Genomic DNA, 21,696 nt, shown 5'->3' with positions numbered 1-21,696 from the left:
CCTTAAATAGTATTTATTAATTCAAACATTGGCCACATCAATGTTACATAGATGAAAACAATGAATAGTGCAAGTAAGATAAAGAAAACTGGTTGTAAAAACGTGATCGACTTCATTATTCGATCTTCAATCTCCTCCATTAATAGGTCTCCATAAACCGATAAATCCTTTTCCAAGGCGTTAACATCTGCATTTTTTTGAAAAATAGACACAAGCTGTTCCTCTAAAAGAGTGAATTGAGTCAGAAGGTAGGTAATATGCAATCCTCTTGAAAGTTCCTCTTTGATGAGGTTAGCGTAATGGGTAATAATTGGTATTTTTCTCTGATTTGCCATGTGTTGTAGGATTTCTTTGAAGGACATACCGGTTTTGAGTAGAGAACTAAAGTGAACAGCAAAGAAGTAGGAGGTTTGTGTTTTCATATAGCCACGATAAATTGGAATGGATTGATAAATTTTTATTTGTTGTTCAATGGAAATTCGGTGTTTTATCAGGTGCCATGATGGGATTGCAATCATAATGACTAATCCGATAACGATAAATCCTGTCATGAAAAGGTCAATAAGAAAAATCGAAAGTACTAACATAGAAGATGCATTGGAATTTGTTTGAAACATTTCCATAAAGGAGGGGAGGACGGACTGTTTGATAAAATAGAGTAGCAATGAAAAGATGATAAACAAGATGATTGGATATCTTGCCATCTGCTGAAATTTCTTCGTATAGTTCATCCGCTGTTCAAACATTTCAATACATTTACCAATGCTTCCTAATAAATCACCATTTGCTTGTACAAAATATAGATAGGATGTAATACTTTGGTGAAACATTGCTCTTTCAAACGCTTGATCAATTGTCATGCCATCTTTCAGCGATTCGATGATTTGCGTTGCAACCGGGAGCAGGTTTTTATCCCATTTCAGCGTTTCCATTGCTTCCAGTAATGGGTAGCCATTTTCTAATAATCGTTGTAATCGTTTGAGAAAGCGAAGCTGAATCTCTCCTGGCAATTTTTTCTTACGTTTTATGAAAGGTTTCCTCAGAAATGAACCCATACGCAAAAGCCTTCTTTCTTAGATGATCAAATGATTGAAATGATCTAGATTTTCTAATATCAACTCCTTTCAGCGCATTCTTTAGTAGTGCTCCGTCCAGAAGCTCAAGTACTGCAGCACGTGTTACATGATGGTTAATATTTATTGGTACTAGCTTAATCGATGCGATTGCAATCAGTGTTTGCTCTAAGAATATTTGTTCGATTCCCATTTCCTGTAAGCGGTGAATGGTTCCAAAAGCATCCTTGGCATGGAGCGTGCTCAGTACGAGGTGTCCTGTCAGTGCAGCCTCGAATGCGAATTGTGCTGTATACTTATCGCGAATTTCTCCAATCATTAGAATGTCTGGATCATGCCGTAACGCAGCCTTTAAGCCTGTTTGGTATGTGATTCCTGCTTTTTCATTTACTTGTACTTGTAAAATATCTTCTATTTCCTTTTCAATTGGGTCTTCCAGTGTAATCGTTTGATATGACTCTTCTTGTAAAATATCCTGTAATAAGGCATACATTGTGGTCGTTTTCCCACTGCCAGTCGGCCCAGTCAGTAGAATTAATCCAGCACGCTTAGAAATCCATTGCTTTAATTTATTGAATTGGGTTGGGAATAGAAATAAATTTTCAAGTGCAACATTTTCTGTTTGCGGGAGAATTCGAACCGCTAGACTTTCCATGTGGTTGACGGGAAGGGTTGATAACCGTAGTGAATAAAGATTGGTTTTTTCATGATGTGTGATCGTACCGTTTTGTGGCTTGCGACTTTCACCAATATCCATACCAGAAGTAAATTTATAGAACGTTAATAAAAGTTGGTATTGTTCAGTTTTTATCTGCTTATAAAACTTGCGTTTACCATGTATTCGGAAGTAAATATCGGTTTGTTTTGGAAATGGATAGAAGTGAAGGTCTGTTGCATGTTGTTCAATCGCAGCTTGTAGTAGGCGTTTCGATAGTGTTGAGGCGGGATTCAATTCATGTCACCTCCTTTATTTTATTTCACTATGATTACTTTATTCGACATGATTTTATAAACTCCTTCTTTTTTTGAAAAAAATTTGTAGAAAGAAGCAAGAATATTTTTTACCATGATGTAAATACTAGGATTGTAGAGCTTTGATGATGGATTAAAATGAGGTGTGACATATGAAAAGCAACGAATATGTGAAATTTATGACCCAACAAATTGTATCCTATATGGAATTACCAGCAGAAGAAAGAAAGAAACGTAAATTAGAGCATAAGCAACCGACACTCTATGCAAATCGATGGTTTGGTGTTTTACCATTTGCATTAAAAGTAATACGGAAAAAGGCGGAATAGCAGGTATCAAACTGCTAATTCCGCCTTTTATTATTCAATCAAATAAAAAATCCCCCCATTAATTACGTGTATTGTGATATTCGGCTCATATCGTTCGTTAATTTCATCGATTTCCTTTTCCATCTGTTCCAGTTCTTCCATTCCTTCATAGAAATGATGTAATGTTGTAAGTTCCTCTTTCAATGTGATTAATGATTCTTCTGCCCATTCCTTTGGTTGATCGTCAAGATAGTTCAATACTAATGACTCCATTCGTAAAAAACCACTTTTCAATCGAATCATTGGTGAAATCGTAAAACAATAATCGGCAATTGATGATTGGAGGGGGATAGTCTCAAGATATTCCATCATATTTAATCTCATTTTACCATTGACTAATTGCAGCCCAATTGAAAGTACTTCATCCTTTTTTTGCTTTCCGTGATAACTAATTTTGATATTTGTCACAAGCCATGGATATAGAGGTGTATTGATTTTCGTATCAATGGTTTGAAATAACTTCGTGTACCGCTCTTTTTCCTCTAAATGATTGATGATTTGTTGTAAACGTGGGCTACCAAAATGAATCCAATCGCCTTTTTCTTCACGTTTCTCAGGATTAGTAATCAATGTTAGTTGAAAGGGCCTTCCAGTTACCCCCATTTTGTTAATATAATGCCAGTAGAATGGGCGATTCATTAATGCAAGATCCATTTCCTCTGTTAATTGAATGGTCATGACACCGTCCGTGTTTTCAAGAATTGGACAATCATGGGCAATGAAATAATCTTGCACAAATTGATTTAAATTAGTTATGGCCATACTGCTGCTCCTCACTGTTGGCGTGTTCAATTGTATGCTTCAGAATACTGGAGAGGTTATCTAATTTAATTTTTGCTTCACCAGTTGATGTTGAATCATCATAGATCTTGGTAATCTCTTTCTCTAAATTGGTTAAGTTTAACTCAGATAAAATCGCATCAAGATTGCCGATTACTTGTTCGAAAAGGTTAATCTTCTCATATAATAATGTCATAATATGCTCTTCAATCGTATTTCTGATTGCAAAATTATAAATCATCACATCTTGATTTTGTCCATAACGATGAATTCTACCAATTCGTTGCTCCAGCCGCATAGGATTCCACGGTAGATCATAATTGATTAAATGATGACAGAATTGGAGGTTGATTCCCTCACCACCAGCCTCGGTTGCAATTAGTACTTGTGCATGATCCTTAAATAGTTGGCGCATCCAGTCTTTCTTCCCGCGCTTAAATCCACCGCGAAATGGGACCGATGTAATGCCGTGCTGCTGTAAATACCACTGAAGATAATGCTGGGTTGCCCGATATTCCGTAAAAATAATGACCTTCTCATCGCCGATTTTTTGAATTAGCTCGACGGCTTTTTGGGCCTTAACATGATGTGGTAAATGTTCGATTTTTGATATTAACGTTTCAATATGGCTTTCTTTGGTATTCTCTTCACCAATTTTCTTCAATGACAGATAACATGCTTCACGAGAAGAGCAAATTTCTCTTAAAAACGTAATCTTGGAAAACGTTGCATGAGAAGACATACTTGAGTCGAGATATTCATAAAAATCCCGTTCTTCCTTTGTGAAATCTATCCAAATCGATTGGATATTTCGCTTCGTCTCTTGAAGGTCAGTATTGATGCGTGTGTTTCGAATCATCACTTTCTGGATTAGTTGTTTTAAATACTGATCTTCTTTTACTTTATTTCGATCCTTTCCATACCTCTCTAAAAATGATTTATAGTTTCCAAGATGTCCTGGCTTTAAGATGGAAATTAAGTTAAAGATCTCAATTAATCGATTTTGTACTGGTGTTGCAGTAAGTAATAAGCAATATTTTTTCTTTAAGGCACGAACGAATTCGTAGTTCTTGGTTTTATGATTTTTAAGTTTATGTGCTTCATCAATTAAGATGAAATCATAGTCAGTCTCTAGTATTTTCTCACGATGTGGGGAACGTTTTGCAGTATCAATTGATGAGATAATGATATTCTGGTCCCAATTATAATTTTTTCGATGGGCAACTGCTGGAATATAGAATTTTTCATTTAGTTCTTGAACCCACTGACTAACAAGGGAAGCGGGGACTAGAATTAAAGCATTTTTTACCATTCCTTTAATCATATATTCTTTTAAAATTAACCCTGCTTCAATTGTTTTTCCTAATCCAACTTCATCAGCTAGTATCGCTCTGCCGTTCATTTCTTCTACTACTTGCTCCGCAGCCTTTACTTGATGATCTAGGAAGGTAACATGTGGTAAATGCTCTGGTGCACGAAGACCAGTAAATGAAGGAGATATCCTTGTTAATTCTGCTTCATATGCCATTGAAAACAACTTCCACGTAGATAAGGGATCATTTTTATTGAGTTTTGTTTCTAGTTTATCGATAAATGCAGAATCTTTCGTAACATGAATAGAATCCATATGATACATCCTTTACTTTGAAATAAAATTTGGATTTAGCTATACCAATCCGAAAAATTATGATATTATGCAATTGTGATAGTGTTTTTTTATACGTATGCATAGTATAACCAACTATCACAAATTCATTTTAGCGGATGATTACAAGGGGAGAGCTTACGAATAGCGTAACGCCGACGGAGCAAGTGAAGAGCGAATCTCTCAGGCAAACGGACTCTTGTAGGACGCAACTCTGGAGAGAGTTTACGACGGGTCGTAAACCACCTACGAAGCAAGTATTGGGACCATTGATTTTGAATGATTTCAATATGCAACTTTCTGGTAGAAGGACAGAGATTTCTTTAGTATAAAAGAAATCTCTGTTTTTATGCATTTTTTCATCATTTTAATTAAAGGAGTGGAAGAATGAGTGAGTTAAAACGAACACCATTATTTCCAGAATATGAGAAATATGGTGCAAAAACTATTGATTTTGGTGGCTGGGATCTCCCAGTACAATTCTCAGGTATTAAACATGAGCATGAGACAACAAGAACGAAGGCTGGATTATTTGATGTATCACATATGGGTGAAATCATAGTAAAAGGTCCGAAAAGTCTTGAATTTTTACAGGAAATGACAACGAACGATGTAGCGAAACTTTCGCCGAAACGCATTCAATACACTTTTATGTGCTACCCTGATGGCGGTACCGTGGATGATTTCGTCATTTACATGATAAATGAGTCGGAGTATTTATTAGTGGTGAATGCAGCGAATACAGCGAAAGACTTTGAATGGCTGGTCAAAAATAACAGGTATAGTGAAGCAGAAGTAATCATTGACAATGTAACAAAAGATTATGTGCAACTTGCATTGCAAGGTCCACTTTCAGAAGAAATATTACAAGAACTAACAGATACAAATTTACATGAAATGAAATATTTCCGTTTTGAAACAGATGTTCATTTTGCTTCAATTGATCAGCCTGCACTAGTGTCTCGAACCGGCTATACTGGTGAGGATGGATTTGAAATTTACATCAATCCTTCCGCTGGAGCAGCGCTATGGAATTTACTATTAGAAAAAGGCAAGGAAAAGGGACTAGAGCCGATTGGCCTTGGTGCAAGGGATACGCTCCGTTTTGAGGCGAATTTAGCTTTGTATGGTCAGGAACTTACGAAAGATATTTCACCAATTGAAGCTGGCCTCGGGTTTGCTGTGAAAGTTGATAAGGAAACAGACTTTATTGGAAAATCCGTTTTAAAGAATCAGAAAGAAAATGGAACGGAAAGAACGTTAGTCGGCATTGAGATGCTGGATAAAGGTATACCAAGACATGGTTATGCAGTGCTAAAAGACGGAGAAGAAATTGGCTCGATTACTTCTGGTACACAGTCACCGACATTACATAAAAACCTTGGGCTTGCTTTAGTTAACAATGAATTTGCGAAAGAAGGTACAGAACTTTCGATTCAAGTTCGTAAGCGTGAATTAAAAGCAGTTGTAGTGAAAACACCATTTTATAAGCGTCAAAAATAGGGGGATAAATGCTATGGATTTTCGTTATTTGCCAATGACAGAGACAGATAAACAGGTAATGTTAGAAAGTATCGGTGTCCAATCGACTGAAGTGTTATTTTCTGATATTCCGAGTGATGTACGATTTAAAGGAGACTTAAAACTTAAGAAGCCAACGAGCGAATATCAATTAATGAGAGAACTGACAGAAATGGCGAACAAAAATGCCAATTTAAAAGACTACCGTTCATTTCTCGGTGCTGGGGTATATGATCACTTTATCCCGTCCGTTGTTGATCATGTAATTTCAAGATCTGAGTTTTACACTGCTTATACACCCTATCAACCGGAGATTTCGCAAGGGGAGCTACAGGCTATTTTCGAATTTCAAACGATGATATCCGAATTAACAGCAATGCCTGTTGTGAATTCATCCCTTTATGATGCAGGGACAGCACTAGTAGAAGCAGTTCATTTAAGTACGACACATACAAAAAGAAAGAAAGTACTAATTTCGAATGCAGTCCATCCTGAATACCGTGCATTAGTGGAAACAGCGGCAAAAGGGAAAAACTTAGAAATAGTAGAAATCAAGCATCATGATGGTGTAACCGATTTGGAACATTTAGAAAAAGAATTGGACGATAATACGGCAAGTGTCATTATCCAGTATCCGAACTTCTTTGGACAAATTGAACCACTTGATATAGTGAATGAATTAATTAAAGAACAAAAGAAAACAATGTTTATCGTATCAAGTAATCCGTTATCACTAGGATACTTAACACCACCAGGTGAATTTGGTGCAGATATCGTTGTCGGTGATACACAGGTATTCGGAATTCCAGCACAATTTGGTGGACCGCATTGTGGTTACTTTGCAACGACAGAAAAGCTAATGCGCAAAGTACCAGGACGGTTAGTTGGTCAAACGAAGGATGAAAATGGGGTTCGTGGATTTGTACTTACATTACAAACGAGAGAACAGCATATCAAGCGTGAGAAGGCGACTTCTAATATTACGTCAAACCAAGCATTAAATGCGTTAGCAAGTTCTGTTGCAATGAGCTCAATTGGCAAACATGGCGTGAAAAAGATGGCTGTGTTAAATATGCAGAAGGCAAGATACACGAAGCAACAATTAGAAGCGATTCAATTACCAGTTACATTTACAGGTTCGTTCTTCAATGAAATTGTCGTAAAACTTTCGAAACCAGTTGCTGAAGTGAACGAACAACTATTTGAGAAGGGGATCATTGGTGGGTATGATCTAGGGCGTAATTACCCGGAACTGGAAAACCATATGTTAATTGCAACGACAGAAATTCGAACAAAAGAAGAAATTGATGTTTTTGTGAAAGAAGTGGGGGATATCAATGGCTAATCAAAACTTTCCAATCATTTTTGAACGTAGCAAAGAAGGCAGAGTAAGCTATAATTTACCAGAACTAGATATTCCAGCATTTCATTTAGAAGAAGAATTTGCCGATGTCTATGTTCGTAAAACAGCACCGGAATTACCAGAAGTAAGTGAATTAGACATCATGCGTCATTATATAGGTCTATCTAACCGAAATTATGGTGTGGATTCAGGATTTTATCCATTAGGTTCATGTACGATGAAATATAATCCAAAAATTAATGAAGACGTGGCAAGACTTGATGGATTTAGTCATATTCATCCGTACCAGGATACAAGAACCATACAAGGTGCAATGGAGATGCTTTATGATTTACAAATTTCATTGCAAGAAATTACTGGAATGCATGAGGTTTCACTACAACCAGCGGCAGGCGCACAGGGTGAATGGGCTTCACTAATGATGATCAAGGCATTTCATGAAGCAAATGGCGATTTTCACCGTACGAAAGTTATTGTTCCCGACTCTGCACATGGTACGAATCCTGCTTCAGCAGCTGTCGCTGGATTTGAAGCAGTTACGGTTAAAACTAATGAAAATGGTTTAGTAGATATTGAAGATTTGAAGCGTGTTGTTGGTGAAGATACGGCGGCATTGATGTTAACGAATCCGAATACATTAGGATTATTTGAAACCGAAATTCTTAAAATGGCAGAAATCGTTCATGGTGTAGGTGGAAAGCTATACTACGATGGGGCAAACCTAAATGCAATTATGGGATATACCCGTCCAGGTGATATGGGATTTGATGCGGTTCACTTGAATCTGCATAAAACCTTTACAGGTCCGCATGGTGGTGGTGGTCCCGGATCAGGTCCGGTCGGAGTTACTAAAGAATTGGCACCTTTTTTACCAAAACCAGTAATTGTAAAAAATAATGGATTATATGAATTTGATTACAATCGACCACAATCCATCGGTAGAGTGAAAATGTATTATGGTAACTTTGGTATTAATCTGCGTGCATATACGTATATTCGCACGATGGGTGCAGAAGGACTTAAAAAAGTAAGTGAATATGCAGTACTGAATGCAAACTATATGATGCGTAAATTAGAGAAAGAATACGATCTTCCATATACACAGCATTGCAAGCATGAATTTGTTCTATCTGGCAGAAAACAGAAAAAGCTAGGTGTACGGACAAAAGATATTGCAAAACGATTATTAGACTTTAAGTATCATCCACCAACAGTGTACTTTCCATTGAATGTTGAAGAGGCAATTATGATTGAGCCTACGGAAACCGAATCAAAAGAAACACTGGATGGATTTATTGATGCAATGCTTACAATTGCTGAAGAAGCAAAGAGTAATCCAGAAACCGTACAACAAGCACCATATCATACGATTGTGAAGCGTATGGATGAAGCAACCGCTGCAAGAAAACCTGTCTTAAGATATCATAAAAATTAAGCAGGCGATTACTACCATATTGGCTAAAAAAAATATTTAACACTGCAAAAAGGCTTCAAGATCGGTTTAGAATCTTGAAGCCTATTTACTTACTTTTTCTTAATTTTCCCTGTCCATTGTTTAAATCCGCCTTTTAACTGGTAAAGGTCTTGAAACCCTTTTTTGTGAAGCAATTGTGCTGCACGAGCAGATCTCGAACTACCCTGACAATAAAGATAAACAGGCTTGTCCTTACGCAATTCAACTAAACGTTGGCGCATTTGTGTAACAGGAATGTTTCTAGCACCTAGTATGTGACCGCCATCAAATTCTTGTGGCTCTCTAACATCAATAAGTTGTGCTTTACGATATCCTTCAACGAATTGTTCCTCCGTTAATACTTTTAAAAATGAGCGTTGTCTGTAATATCTAAACAGACCAACCGCAAGAAGTACAACTACGAGAATAATTACAACTTCCATTTTATTTCCCCCGTCTTTCACATATGTTCTATTCTATTATATGTTGTAATGCTACTTTTTTCAAAGTTTATTTCAATCGTACAATGCTATATGTAATAAGTACGACATTGATTGTGGATTTTAGGTATCAAAATAATTGCAAACCATCAATCCATTCCTTTGCTATGATATGCTTGAATTCCTAAATGGATTATTCGTTATTTGGCATTGAAAAATGAATAATTCTACCAATTAAAACAATATATAGTGTATAGTAGATAAAGACAACACAATATATCGTTTATTTTCTATCGAGTGTGGTATTGTTATATTAGAAATTATACTTATCAATCCAACAAAGGAGCGATTGCATGACAACAATTGTCGAACCAAGCAATAAGATAAATATTGCTTCCTTAAATGACGACATTAAACAATTTGAAGCTGTACATCCAATTACGGATGACATGAGCATTACACACAAAGGGGTTTCACGCTTAGTAATGTTAGATCGATATGCTTTTAAAGATACAGCAAAGAAGACCTTAAAAACGGGTGATTTTGTTGTTATAACGGTTAAAGCCGATCCTAAGTTTCCAGCTAGGGGATTTGGGCTTGTTAAAGCAATTGATTGGGAAAACAATATGGCAGATATCGCTGTTGACCCAGAGTTTATTCCTGTATTAGATGATGAAGCGGAGGCCTCTTCTGGAATTATTAAACGATCGTTAGATGTTATTGATAAACCATTAGAAGTTTATTATGAACAAATTGCCAAGCGTAATGCAACGGGACTTGCCAGTGTGGAAGAAACGAAGGAAAACCAGGAAAAGTGGTTCAAGATATTTAATAAAGAGCTTGCTGATTTAAATTTCATCCCAGCAGGACGAGTACTTTACGGTGCTGGGGCAAAAACCGATGTAACTTATTTTAATTGTTATGTAATGCCATATGTGAAAGACTCACGGGAAGGAATTTCCGATCATCGCAAACAGGTAATGGAAATTATGAGTCGAGGTGGCGGAGTAGGGACGAATGGTTCTACACTACGACCTAGAAATACATTGGCAAGAGGTGTAAATGGAAAATCATCTGGATCTGTTTCATGGCTAGATGATATTGCTAAACTGACTCATTTAGTGGAACAAGGTGGTTCAAGACGTGGTAAATTAGCATAGTGCTTCGTCTATAAATAAACCTCGTGAATTGCTGGGAAATCTTTATGATAATACAGGGTCAATAACATCCAAGTTTGGTATAGTGTTTTTATAATAAATTTGAGGTGAGTGACTTTGAAATCATATGATGCAAAATAATCTCATGAATGTAAAATTTGTGGATTCAAAATATCTCATAACAAACAAGGTCGATTTACATCGCATTTAATAAATTATCATGGTTTAACACTAGAAAAATACCTTTTAACTCATTATTATCTACTTGAAGACTTAGAATGTGTATACGAACTTTGTGAAAGAACTGTGGGACTATATAGAGGTAAACCTGAGATGTATTGTAGTCGTTCATGCAAAAGCAAAGGAAAGCCTCTCGTATGTGTTGAATGTGGGTCTAAATTTGATACAAGAACAAGGCCACATAGGTCAACCAAAACAACAGCATGGCATGAATCGATGAGTAAAAAAGAGAGAAAGACTCATATTAATAACATTATCGCAAAGACCGCAAAAACAAGAAGAAAGAACAATACACCTTCATGGAATAGTGGTAAAACTGGTATCTATAGTGAAGAAACTATTGAAAAAATACGCAGTGCGACGTTAAAGCAAATGGAGAAACGAGTCTTTCAAGAGACGAATATCGAAAAGTAATTGATGTAATATATATTCTTTCATCTTAGATAAAAGACAATTCGATTTTCTATTTTCTGATTACAACATAATTATTGAATGCGATGGAGATTACTGGCATGCCAATCCTAAATTTTATCCCGAACCATTAGACTGGCAGTTATAAAGATTGCAAATTGACCAACTAAAAAATGAGATAGCTCGTAAAAATGGATATCGGATTGTCCCTTTTTCGGCAGATGACATTATTAATAATCTTGATAGTGTTAAAAGCATCATACATGACTTGCTGGCTACAACGTAACTGGAAACGGTAAGCGTGAACGCTTAAAAACAGCTAGTGGATAGAGACAATCAGCAGCCAAGCTCCTTAAAGGGAGAAGGTTCAACGACCATCGAAAGCATGCTAGATTCTTAGTGGAAGCGAGTAGAGTAGGGGTTAAGTGATCCCGAAGCGCGAGGGCACTCTAAAGTGTAAGATATGGTCTGAACTCTAAGGCGACTTAGAGAGTTGATTTAACGAATCAACGTAACTAATTTGGCACAAATGATAATGCTCGTAGATTCCCATCCGGACATCATTGAATTTATTATTTCTAAAATGCAAAATCCAAGAATTCTCCGCTATCTAATGGAGAACACAGAAGATCGTCAAATAAGAAAAATGGCAGAAGAAAAATTGAAATTTACGCCATTAACAAATACGGAAGCAGACTTATATCAAGGGGTTGTGAACTATAAATCGATGCCAGGATTAGGTGGATTTCCCGAAGTTGCTATATATGAAGCAGAGGATAAATTAAGAACCGGCGGAACTTATTCCGTTCACAATCCGGAATTCCTTACAGGAGCGAATATTTCCGTATGTATCACAAAGGAATTTATGGATGCTGTTGAAAATGATGAGTTATATGAACTGCGTTTTCCAGATGTTGAAAATTACACTGAGGAAGAAATGATTGCATATAATGAAAAATGGCATGAGGTTGGCGATGTACGTAAATGGGAGGAAATGGGATATGGTGTCAGAGTATACCGTCGCATTAGAGCAAAAGAATTATGGAAACTAATCAATATTTGTGCGACATACTCAGCGGAACCCGGAATATTCTTTATCGATAATGCAAACGATATGACAAACGCAAAAGCATATGGACAACAAGTTGTTGCTACCAATCCGTGTGGCGAACAGCCACTCGCGCCATTTTCCGTATGTAATCTTGCAGCAGTGAATCTTGCTGAAATGGCTAATAAGGAAACGAAAACAGTTGATTATAAAAAGCTTATTCAAACGGTTAAGACTGGTGTTCGTATGCAAGACGATGTTATCGATGCAACACCATATTTCTTGGAAGAAAATAAGCAACAAGCACTTGGTGAGCGTAGAGTGGGCTTAGGAGTTATGGGACTTCATGATCTACTAATATATTGTGAAACAATTTATGGTTCAATGGAAGGAAATGAACTTGTAGATAAGATTTTCGAAACGATTGCAACAACCGCATATCGCACTTCGATTGAGCTTGCAAAGGAGAAAGGAAGTTTCCCGTTTTTAGTTGGAAAATCGGATGAAGAGACTTCGGCACTGCGTGAGGCATTTATTAATACAGGTTATATGAAGAAAATGCCGAACGGTATTCGTACGGATATTCTTAAATATGGTATTCGTAACTCTCATTTATTGACAGTGGCTCCAACAGGAAGTACGGGAACAATGGTCGGAGTTTCTACTGGACTGGAACCATATTTCTCCTTCTCATATTATAGAAGTGGTCGGCTTGGTAAATTTATAGAAGTGAAGGCAGATATTGTTCAGGAATACCTAGACAACAATCCAGAAGCAGATCCAGATCATTTACCGAATTGGTTTGTTGCCTCGATGGACCTAACACCAGAAGCACATGCAGATACGCAATGTGTGATTCAACGTTGGGTGGATAGCTCCATTTCGAAAACGGTAAATGCACCAAAAGGATTTACGGTAGATCAAGTTGAGAACGTGTATCAACGATTATATAATGGTGGTGCAAAAGGTGGTACAGTGTATGTTGATGGGAGCCGTGATTCACAAGTATTAACCTTGAAAGCGGAAGAAAACTCCTTTGGCGTACAGACGGAATTATTTACAGAAGATGAAAAGCCGAAAGTTGTTTTAATGGACACAATTCAAGAATTAAGCTCTACTAATGTAAACATCGGTAATGAGGTCGGAGATACTTGTCCGGTATGTCGTGTTGGAAGTGTGGAAGATATCGGTGGATGTAATACATGTACAAGCTGTGGTGCACAATTAAAATGTGGACTATAATATAAAGATAAATAACTGGATGTGGCTTTGAAATAAAGTTGCGATGTTTATAAAAAAGTCGCGATATTTTTAAAAAAGTCACGATGTTTATAAAAAAGTTGCGAAGAAATACCTCTTTGGATATTATTATCAAAAGGGGTGTTTTTTTTATGTCTAAAAGAACAAGAACATCTAAAAACGATAAATGGATTAAAGAAGGTCGTGGCTCTGGAATTGGCGCAGATTATAAACCGTGGTTAAATATTCAAGATGTCTCTTCGTTAGGTCGCTCTACTCGATTGAAAGGAATCAAAACAGGAAGGCAACACGAATTCTTGTCCGATTTGGAACGAAATTACTTTTATTTAACTGAATACTCGGATTTTGTTATTGATATAAGAGAACAATTTCCTTTATTTCCGTTGGAAGACACAATTGTCATTGCAGATGAGTTAGGTATTAAACATCCTACAGATCCTAAAACGAATGAACCAATTGTGATGACAACGGATTTTTTATTAACTTTGGATAAAGGACAAGGTGTGTTTGAGGTTGCCCGAACAATCAAAATGAAAGATGAACTATTAAAAGAGCGAGTGCTTGAGAAGTTTGAAATAGAAAGAGAATATTGGCAACGTAGAGATATTGATTGGTGTATTGTTACAGAAGAAGAAATTCCTAAAACGATGGCCCGTAATTTTAGTTACATACATGATTATTATGATATTCGTGACTTTGATTCTTTTAGTGAAATGAATGGTAGGCATCTAGAGGATTTAGCGATGGCACTTCTTCAACGACTGTTAAATTCAGAAGAAAGCATACGTACTGTTACATCTACTTTTGATAAAGAGGTATATCTCCCATTAGGAAGTGGTGTGACACTATTTTATCATTTGTTAGCTCAAAAAATCATTAAAGTAAATATACTTGAGCCAATTAACATGGAACAAACAATAGTGATAGATTCAATTAATGATAAGAAGTTAAAACAGGTGAGTTACGGATGATTTATATTAATCAGGTATTTCAATATGTCTCTAATTCTAGAAGAATTCGATTAGTAGAGATCCAAGAATCATATGTATATGTTGTCAATATTGATACTACAAGTGCCATGCCTATTAAAGAATTATATAAATCATTGGAAACAGATATTAAACAAGGGGAATTGTTAGCTGTCAGTGATCCATATGCTAAAGCCATTCCAGATGATGAACTTTCAGAAGTTCAAATTAATAAGCGTGATGAAGATTGGGATATTATTAAGGAATATATAATACCAAACATGAGTGAGTTATTACAGAAAAAAGGAAGAGAGAAAAAAATCTCTGAAATTGTTGAGCAAACTGAGTTAGGAAAAACTAAGGTGAAAAAACTACTTAGCCGTTATTGGCAACGTGGTATGAACAAAAATGCACTTCTACCGGACTATGCTAACTCTGGTGGTAGAGGAAAAGACAAAAATTTAGCGATAAAAAAAGTTGGACGACCAAGAAGAGTAACTGTTAACGGAGAATATCGAACTGGCATCAATATCACAGAAGAAGTAAAAGTGCAGTTTGAACATGCAATTAACAAGTATTATCGAGCAACGAATAATTATTCTTTAAATGATGTTTATCATTTTATTTTGCGTGATTTTTATTCAGATCGTTATAAAGAAAATGGCGAAATGAAGTATCGTATATGGGAAGCGAATCGAATACCCTCATACAATCAGCTTTACTATTGGTTTAAAAAGTTAGAAGATCCCAAAAAGGATATTCAGTTCCGCAAAAGTGCAAAGGAATATGAGTTGAAATATCGTCCTCTTTTAAGTAATTCAAAATCAGAAACGAACGGTCCGGGTACTCGTTTTCAAATTGACGCTACAATTGCAGATATTTATTTGGTAAGTTCACTTGATAGAAATAGAATCATTGGTCGCCCTGTTATTTATGCTGTAATGGATGTCTACTCTCGAATTATAACAGGTTTATATGTTGGTTTAGAAGGACCTTCATGGTTAGGGGCAATGATGGCATTAGATAATATGGTAGCTGATAAAGTAGAATTTTGTAAGCAATATAATATTGATATTGAAGAAGAACAATGGCCGACGCATCACTTGCCTGAAATTATTATTGCTGACCGTGGGGAATTTGAGGGCTATTCTGTAGCAAACTTAATTAATAACCTAAACATTATAATTGAAAATACAACAGCTTATCGTGGTGATTTAAAAGGGATTGTGGAACGTAAATTCCGTACACTGAATGGAAAAGTGAAACAAAAAGCTCCGGGAGCTATTCAAAAGGAATATCGTGAGCGTGGTGATCGAGACTATCGGTTAGATGCAACGTTAAATCTTATAGAATTTACAGCAGTTATTATCACATTAGTATTACATCACAATCATAAAGTCATTGAAAAATATCCAATGGAAAAAGAAATGATTGCTGATAATATTGTGCCTACACCGATTAATCTTTGGAATTGGGGAATCGAAAATCGTAAAGGTAGATTAAGGACGGTTGATCGTAATATTTTACGATTGAATGTATTACCACGAGGAAAAGCAACAATTTCGAGAGCTGGTATTAAGTTTAAAAACTTGTTATACGGTTCAAGACAGGCAATAGAAGAACAATGGTACTTAAAATTAAAAAATAGAAGTATTGAAATAGTTTATGATCCACGCAATGTAGAGAAAATTTATATTCCACATGACTACGGTATAGACTTTGAAACCTGTACGTTACTTGAACCGAGTCAACAGTATAAATCTGACTTCTTAGAGGAAATTATTTTCCAACAGCAATTAAGAAACGAACTTGAGGAAATTGAACGCTCTAATCAAGTGCAACTAACGATTAATACTGACACAATGCTAGAAGATATCATTAATAAAGCTAAAAAGAAGAAAAAGCAATCACAGCATCAACCTACAAGTAAGAGAGAAAAGCTAGCATCTATTAGAGATAATAAAGCTATTGAAAAGGAACTTCACCGTCAACTAGAACAATTTGATTTAGAGTCTGAACTAGTCGATCAAGAAGGATCAGTGATTGATTTTGCAACAAAAGGAAAAATTGAAGAAGATAAACTCAAAAAATCAACCTCACGTTTAATGGATAAATTACGAAAGAAGCGAGATGAGGAATTTGAAAAAGATAAATAATCTAGTTCTAAAAGGTGACTTTGAAGAAGCTGATTATAAGGAACAAGCTTTGTCTGAGTATAGTAATAATCCATTTATAGAAGCCCTACCACCGATTTTTAGTGAGGATGATGTATTAGATAGATTCATGGTCACCCCCCGCATTACTGAGCAAGATAAACTGAGTGAAACAAATATCCGATACCATGTACTAAAACGTATAAAGAATTTCATTCAACCATTGCCCATTCATTTTGAAGTAGAACGTCGTTTATCAACTTTAATTCGCAGAGGATACTTAGCGCGTAATCCTTTAGATAAATCCTTTTTTGAACGTATTCGGGTGTTGCATGAGTTACGTGAAGATGAGAAAGAGGCTCATAAATACATTGAAGAACGGATCAACTATATACGTTCTACAGCCGATAGCTTGGCGATTATCGGCATTTCTGGTATTGGCAAAACAACTGCGATTGAGCGCTTGTTATCAATGTATCCTCAAGTCATAAAGCATGAATTATACAAAGAACAGTTTTTTAATCGAACTCAAATTGTTTGGTTAAAAATAGATTGTCCTTATGATGGAAGTTTATCAACATTATGCAAAAGTTTTTTTAAAGCAATTGATGATTTGCTAGGTACTCACTATTTGGAGAAGTTTGGGTATTTCCAACGAGTGACATCAACAATGCTATTGTATATGACTTCACTTGCAAGTTTATATGGTATTGGTGTTTTGGTCATCGATGAACTTCAGCATCTCTTAAATTCCAAACATGAACAGGAGGAAATGTTGAACTTCTTTGTTACATTGTCCAATACAGTAGGAATCCCAACGGTATTAATTGGAACCTCGAAGGCACAATTATTGTTTAAAGGAAACTTCCGCCAAGCACGTCGAGCAGCAAGTGATGGATCGATTATTTGGGACCGAATGGCAGAAAACAGCGAGGAATGGGAGTTTTTCTTAGAGACACTTTGGAATATGCAATGTTTAAAAGAACACTCGGATCTGACTGACGAGCTTAAAAATGCTTTTTATGATGAGTGTCAGGGCATTACTGCAGTGGCTGTGAATTTATTTATTCTTGCACAAGAACGAGTGTTATTTGATGAAACGAATATAGATGAAAAAATAACTCCACAGGTACTAAGACAAACAGCAAAGGTAGATATGAAAATTATCCAGCCAATGCTTAATGCTATTCGTAAAAATAATATAAAAGCGATGTACAAATATGAGGATATTATGATTAATCTTGACGATCTTATGATTAATCATAAGAAAGGTACTGAATATGAAGGTAGAGTAAAAGATGCGATGAAAGAACGCTTAAACACATTAAATTATAAGCGTCGTGATACGATTGAAAATTTAAGTATTGAAGTATCTGCATTGGGGATTTTTAATGCTTTGGATGTAAATGATCTACGGAAATTAGTGACAAAGGTTGTTGAAAAACAACCTATTGATATAGAGTATAATCAATTGAAGCTGCTTGTTATCCAACAGGCTATGGAAATGAATCAAAAACAGCTTCAGAAGGTTCCTTCAAAAGAAAAACAAGTGGACAATTTGCCTTTACTAGCCATTAGAGAAAAAGCTTTGGCAAAGAAAAAACATCCGTATGAATCTTTAAAACAAAACAACTTTATTAAAGATCCAATTAGTGAACTATTCTAAAATAAAAATCAAAAGTTAGGTGGTCAATTTGCTCACATTTTTTACAGATCCTTACCCTGATGAATTGATCTATTCTGCTATCAGCCGATTTCATTTTTATAGTGGTAATACAAGTTTTGTAGAAACATTAGAGGAATTATTCCAAAGTCGAAGTCTTGTACCGAGTATAGAGTTTGGGAGTCATTTCTCTACATTGGTGCAAAATTTGGGAAGTAACTATTCAGTTGAAAGCTTATTAGCTCAAAATACCGTATATCCGTATTTCGCTCCATTTATTACGATTGAGCGTCAAAAGAAATTGCTCGAAGATGTCAGTACAAATGGGCAAGGTATACATGGGAGATTGGGAATTTCAGGTGGTAAAATTAGTAGAAAACAAGGATTATTTTATTGTTCAAAGTGCGCTAACAACGATATTAATATATTTGGTGAACCATATGTTCACCGTGAGCATCAGCTTCAAGGTATTGATTATTGTCCACACCATGAATTGACACTGAAAATGTATCCTATTGATTACAGAGAATTTAGTAGAAATGGGTACATAAGATTTGATAGAAGACAAATGGATTTATCTGAATTACAGGAGATTGAATCCTATGAATTCAAAGAGGTACAAGTTAAGTTAGCCAAAATGGCTTATCGATTACTGCAAATACCAATCAACCAATTTAGCATCGAAAAAGTTTTTAAAAAGTATAGAACGCTCTTGAGGGAAAATAATTGGTTAATGACAAATACTAGACTAAAAAGGGAAGAACTTTTCAAAGCTTTTATATCAAAGTTTCCACAAGGTTTTTTAGAAAAATATGAGTCATTAGTAACTGTTAATGGACAAAACCAATGGTTGCAAATAATGGTTACTAACTATTTGAGAAATAGTGTACATCCATTTCGTCATTTGCTTTTACTGTATTTCTTTGACGAAGATATAGATTCGTTTTTAGAAATAAAAGAAGATGATGGTCCATTCGGTCGAGGTCCGTGGCCTTGTTTGAATAAAGCAGCCAAGCATTATAAAGATTTGGTAATATCAGATGTAGAAATAAAAGCTAGAGATAAAGTTCTAATTGGAAAATTTTCATGTTCGTGTGGTTTTGAATATACAAGGGTAGGCCCAGATAAGAGTGAAGATGATAAGTGGAGTAAAAGTCGTATAACAGCTTACGGTAAGGTATGGGAAGAGAAGTTTGAAAAGTTAGTATCTTTGGATGTAAGTCGTGAAAAAATGGCATTAGAGCTAGATGTAAGTCTAAAGACAATTTATAATCGAATTGCTAGTAAAGAAACATCCCCAGAACTAACAGAAAAATATCGTGCAGAATTATTAGAGTGGCGAGAGAAATTCCCGAATGCTAATCGAAAGCAATTTCAAACGGAGTTAAAGAAAACTTTTACATATTTATATAATCATGATAGAGGATGGCTTGATGCCAAATTTCCTTCAAAACGTGATACCTTACATACACCGAAGAATCCCGATATTACTTTAAAAAATAATACTGAAAATCGTATTGAATACTATCGTTCCTTGTTATTAGATGCAATAAAGGAATGCCCTGATGTTACAAGAACACAGCTAAGTCGCAAATTCCAAAGAGCATATAAGTACCTATCTGAAACTGATAAAGAATGGTTCGATGCTAATTTACCTCGGAAACGTCAGGCAACAACGATTACAAATGCAACTGACTGGGAACTGCGCGATCAAGAGTATTACCAAAAGATAAAGGAAGTTTATCCCGAATTAATGGCATTAGAAAAGCCAGTTAGGATTACAGGTACATTATTTAGTAAACGATTAAATATCTTCAATCTCTCAGTGAAAAGTTATGTGGAAAAGTTGCCACAGACTAACAAGTTACTTAATGAAATTTCAGAAACAGTACAAGAGTTTCAAATTCGTCGTTGTTGTAAAGTGATAGATCGAATGTTAGAAGAAGATAATGCCGTGAGATTTGAAAGATTGAGAGAATCTTGCGCAGTAGAAACCAAGTATTTCAAAAAAATAAAACCATACTTAGAGGAATATATAAGTAAGAAGCAAAAAAAGACTTAAAATAAAGAAAAAAGGATGTTTTAGCGTTTGCCCTATTTGTATTAATCTTTGTTCCGCAACCGGGCAACGATTGTTGAAGAAAAGCAAGGGAAAATATCAACTTTGACAGATGTAAAAATGTGTTTCCAAATTCAGAAGGAAGGTTAATTATGACTGTATTTTTAAAATCTAATAGAATACGTACTAAAACTATAGTAGGCAAAAAGCAAATAGCATATTCAGTTTTATTTTCAGCCATATTAGGATTTACATTGGGTTTCGTTGCAAAAATACTCGATTCACCTATGATTCCTTATGAAATTTCAATTTTAAGCTTCATCGGAAGTAACTGGGGGATATGGATATTTATCCCTACTTTGATAGCTGTATATTCTTACACACCTAGATTAGCCGCAATACGAGTTTTTATATTCCTTATTTCAATGCTAGTTTCGTACTACACATATACAATATTAGTTCTTGGACTTTTTCCATTAAAATATATTATTTTTTGGTGTATCCTTGCATTACTATCAACGATTCCAGCTTATATAATGTGGTTTTCTCATGCTAATCACTTAATTTCTAGCATTATTATAGCCTTGCCAATTTCCGTAATTGCATTTGAAGGATATAAAATCTATCTTGATACGGTAAACTATTATGAAAAATTCATGCAGTACGAAAACATTCTTATAAATGAGGGAAACTATTATTTTATGCTTGGCACTGAAATATTTTATGCTTTAATGATAATTATCATTTTACTGCTTGTTCCTAAAAGAAAAAAGCAATGTTTATATATTATTCCGTTTTCTGTAGTTGTATTTTTTGCATTAGTGATAATACTTTAATCATTAGAATCTTATAATAAGCTAATCTTTAAGAAAAGGGTGCGAATATGAAACAAAAAGTTAAAGGGATGATACATATTATGTGTAATATGTACCATCCCTTATTTTTATGACTTTTAAAATAGAACTCTTGATAAAGATATTTTCAAAATGCTTTTTTTGATTTGTCATAGAATTACCCTATTATATATTTTCGTACTTTTTTTTGAAAAAGTGAAATGATTTGTAAATTAAACTCGTTATACTTGTTGAAAGAGTTAATCAGTAAGTAGACAGGAGGGTTGGA

15 protein-coding genes, 2 pseudogenes and 1 riboswitch are annotated in these 21,696 nt (G+C 35.3%); of the genes and pseudogenes, 12 read left to right on the top strand and 5 right to left on the bottom strand.

Annotated features, from left to right (window positions below):
• Positions 1–2: 2 nt before the first annotated feature.
• Together comGB and comGA are read right to left on the bottom strand one after the other, a co-directional pair.
• Positions 3–1,055 (bottom strand): competence type IV pilus assembly protein ComGB, encoded by a 1,053-nt coding sequence (gene comGB, locus CWR48_RS09105; protein ID WP_115772924.1) that lies wholly within the window; start codon positions 1,053–1,055, stop codon positions 3–5.
• Positions 1,018–2,025, bottom strand: a complete 1,008-nt coding sequence (gene comGA / locus CWR48_RS09100; protein ID WP_115772923.1) for a competence type IV pilus ATPase ComGA — start codon at positions 2,023–2,025, stop codon at positions 1,018–1,020. The genes comGB and comGA overlap by 38 nt, the downstream gene beginning before the upstream one ends.
• A 172-nt stretch (positions 2,026–2,197) precedes the next feature.
• Between comGA and CWR48_RS09095 the strand changes: the two genes are divergently transcribed.
• A complete protein-coding gene (locus CWR48_RS09095; RefSeq protein ID WP_115772922.1) occupies positions 2,198–2,374 on the top strand; it encodes a YqzE family protein in 177 nt (58 codons plus the stop codon).
• 30 nt (positions 2,375–2,404) lie between these two features.
• Here CWR48_RS09095 and CWR48_RS09090 read toward each other — a convergent pair whose 3' ends face one another.
• Both CWR48_RS09090 and CWR48_RS09085 read right to left on the bottom strand, forming a co-directional pair.
• The gene (locus CWR48_RS09090) at positions 2,405–3,175 is read right to left on the bottom strand and encodes a YqhG family protein (RefSeq protein WP_115772921.1); all 771 of its coding nucleotides are present in this window, start codon (positions 3,173–3,175) and stop codon (positions 2,405–2,407) included.
• Entirely contained in the window at positions 3,162–4,820 is a 1,659-nt protein-coding gene (locus tag CWR48_RS09085) for a DEAD/DEAH box helicase (RefSeq protein ID WP_115772920.1), read from the bottom strand. The genes CWR48_RS09090 and CWR48_RS09085 overlap by 14 nt, the downstream gene beginning before the upstream one ends.
• Positions 4,821–4,957: 137 nt before the next feature.
• A riboswitch (glycine riboswitch) is annotated at positions 4,958–5,047 on the top strand.
• Positions 5,048–5,225: 178 nt separating this feature from the next.
• Here CWR48_RS09085 and gcvT point away from each other — a divergent pair.
• From gcvT to gcvPB, 3 genes are read left to right on the top strand one after another with little or no spacing between them, the layout of a single operon-like run.
• The gene (gene gcvT / locus CWR48_RS09080; RefSeq protein WP_115772919.1) at positions 5,226–6,341 is read left to right on the top strand and encodes a glycine cleavage system aminomethyltransferase GcvT; all 1,116 of its coding nucleotides are present in this window, start codon (positions 5,226–5,228) and stop codon (positions 6,339–6,341) included.
• Between the two features lie 13 nt (positions 6,342–6,354).
• Positions 6,355–7,704: an aminomethyl-transferring glycine dehydrogenase subunit GcvPA gene (gene gcvPA / locus CWR48_RS09075; RefSeq protein WP_115772918.1), complete on the top strand. Its 1,350-nt coding sequence runs from the start codon at positions 6,355–6,357 to the stop codon at positions 7,702–7,704.
• Complete coding sequence (gcvPB, locus tag CWR48_RS09070; protein WP_115772917.1) at positions 7,697–9,157, top strand: aminomethyl-transferring glycine dehydrogenase subunit GcvPB; 1,461 nt, start codon at positions 7,697–7,699, stop codon at positions 9,155–9,157. The genes gcvPA and gcvPB overlap by 8 nt, the downstream gene beginning before the upstream one ends.
• An 89-nt stretch (positions 9,158–9,246) precedes the next feature.
• Here the strand turns inward: gcvPB and CWR48_RS09065 are convergent, their stop codons facing one another.
• On the bottom strand, positions 9,247–9,618 hold the full coding sequence (locus tag CWR48_RS09065; protein ID WP_115772916.1) for a rhodanese-like domain-containing protein: 372 nt from the start codon (positions 9,616–9,618) through the stop codon (positions 9,247–9,249).
• A gap of 350 nt (positions 9,619–9,968) precedes the next feature.
• Between CWR48_RS09065 and CWR48_RS09060 the strand changes: the two are divergent.
• The 8 genes and pseudogenes from CWR48_RS09060 to CWR48_RS09025 form a co-directional block, all read left to right on the top strand.
• Positions 9,969–10,763, top strand: a pseudogene (locus tag CWR48_RS09060) (ribonucleotide reductase N-terminal alpha domain-containing protein); the annotation flags it as partial.
• A gap of 465 nt (positions 10,764–11,228) precedes the next feature.
• On the top strand, positions 11,229–11,426 hold the full coding sequence (locus tag CWR48_RS20215) for a hypothetical protein (protein WP_147294880.1): 198 nt from the start codon (positions 11,229–11,231) through the stop codon (positions 11,424–11,426).
• A gap of 520 nt (positions 11,427–11,946) precedes the next feature.
• Positions 11,947–13,713: pseudogene (locus tag CWR48_RS09050) on the top strand (vitamin B12-dependent ribonucleotide reductase); the annotation flags it as partial.
• A 149-nt stretch (positions 13,714–13,862) separates the two neighbouring features.
• Positions 13,863–14,702, top strand: coding sequence for a TnsA endonuclease N-terminal domain-containing protein (locus CWR48_RS09045; RefSeq protein ID WP_115772913.1), 840 nt, complete (start codon positions 13,863–13,865; stop codon positions 14,700–14,702).
• Positions 14,699–16,855 carry a Mu transposase C-terminal domain-containing protein gene (locus CWR48_RS09040; RefSeq protein ID WP_115772912.1) on the top strand — a complete coding sequence of 719 codons (2,157 nt, stop codon included), beginning with the start codon at positions 14,699–14,701 and terminating at the stop codon, positions 16,853–16,855. Before CWR48_RS09045 ends, CWR48_RS09040 begins: the two co-directional genes overlap by 4 nt.
• A complete protein-coding gene (locus CWR48_RS09035; RefSeq protein WP_115772911.1) occupies positions 16,830–18,518 on the top strand; it encodes an ATP-binding protein in 1,689 nt (562 codons plus the stop codon). Before CWR48_RS09040 ends, CWR48_RS09035 begins: the two co-directional genes overlap by 26 nt.
• Before the next feature lie 28 nt (positions 18,519–18,546).
• Positions 18,547–20,577: a TnsD family Tn7-like transposition protein gene (locus CWR48_RS09030; protein ID WP_170140729.1), complete on the top strand. Its 2,031-nt coding sequence runs from the start codon at positions 18,547–18,549 to the stop codon at positions 20,575–20,577.
• A gap of 149 nt (positions 20,578–20,726) precedes the next feature.
• Positions 20,727–21,410, top strand: coding sequence for a hypothetical protein (locus CWR48_RS09025; protein ID WP_115772909.1), 684 nt, complete (start codon positions 20,727–20,729; stop codon positions 21,408–21,410).
• Positions 21,411–21,696 lie beyond the last annotated feature (286 nt).

This window comes from Oceanobacillus arenosus, from assembly GCF_003369575.1.
Classification (GTDB): Bacteria; Bacillota; Bacilli; order Bacillales; family Amphibacillaceae; genus Oceanobacillus; species Oceanobacillus arenosus.
This window is presented reverse-complemented; position numbering and strand designations above follow the sequence as displayed.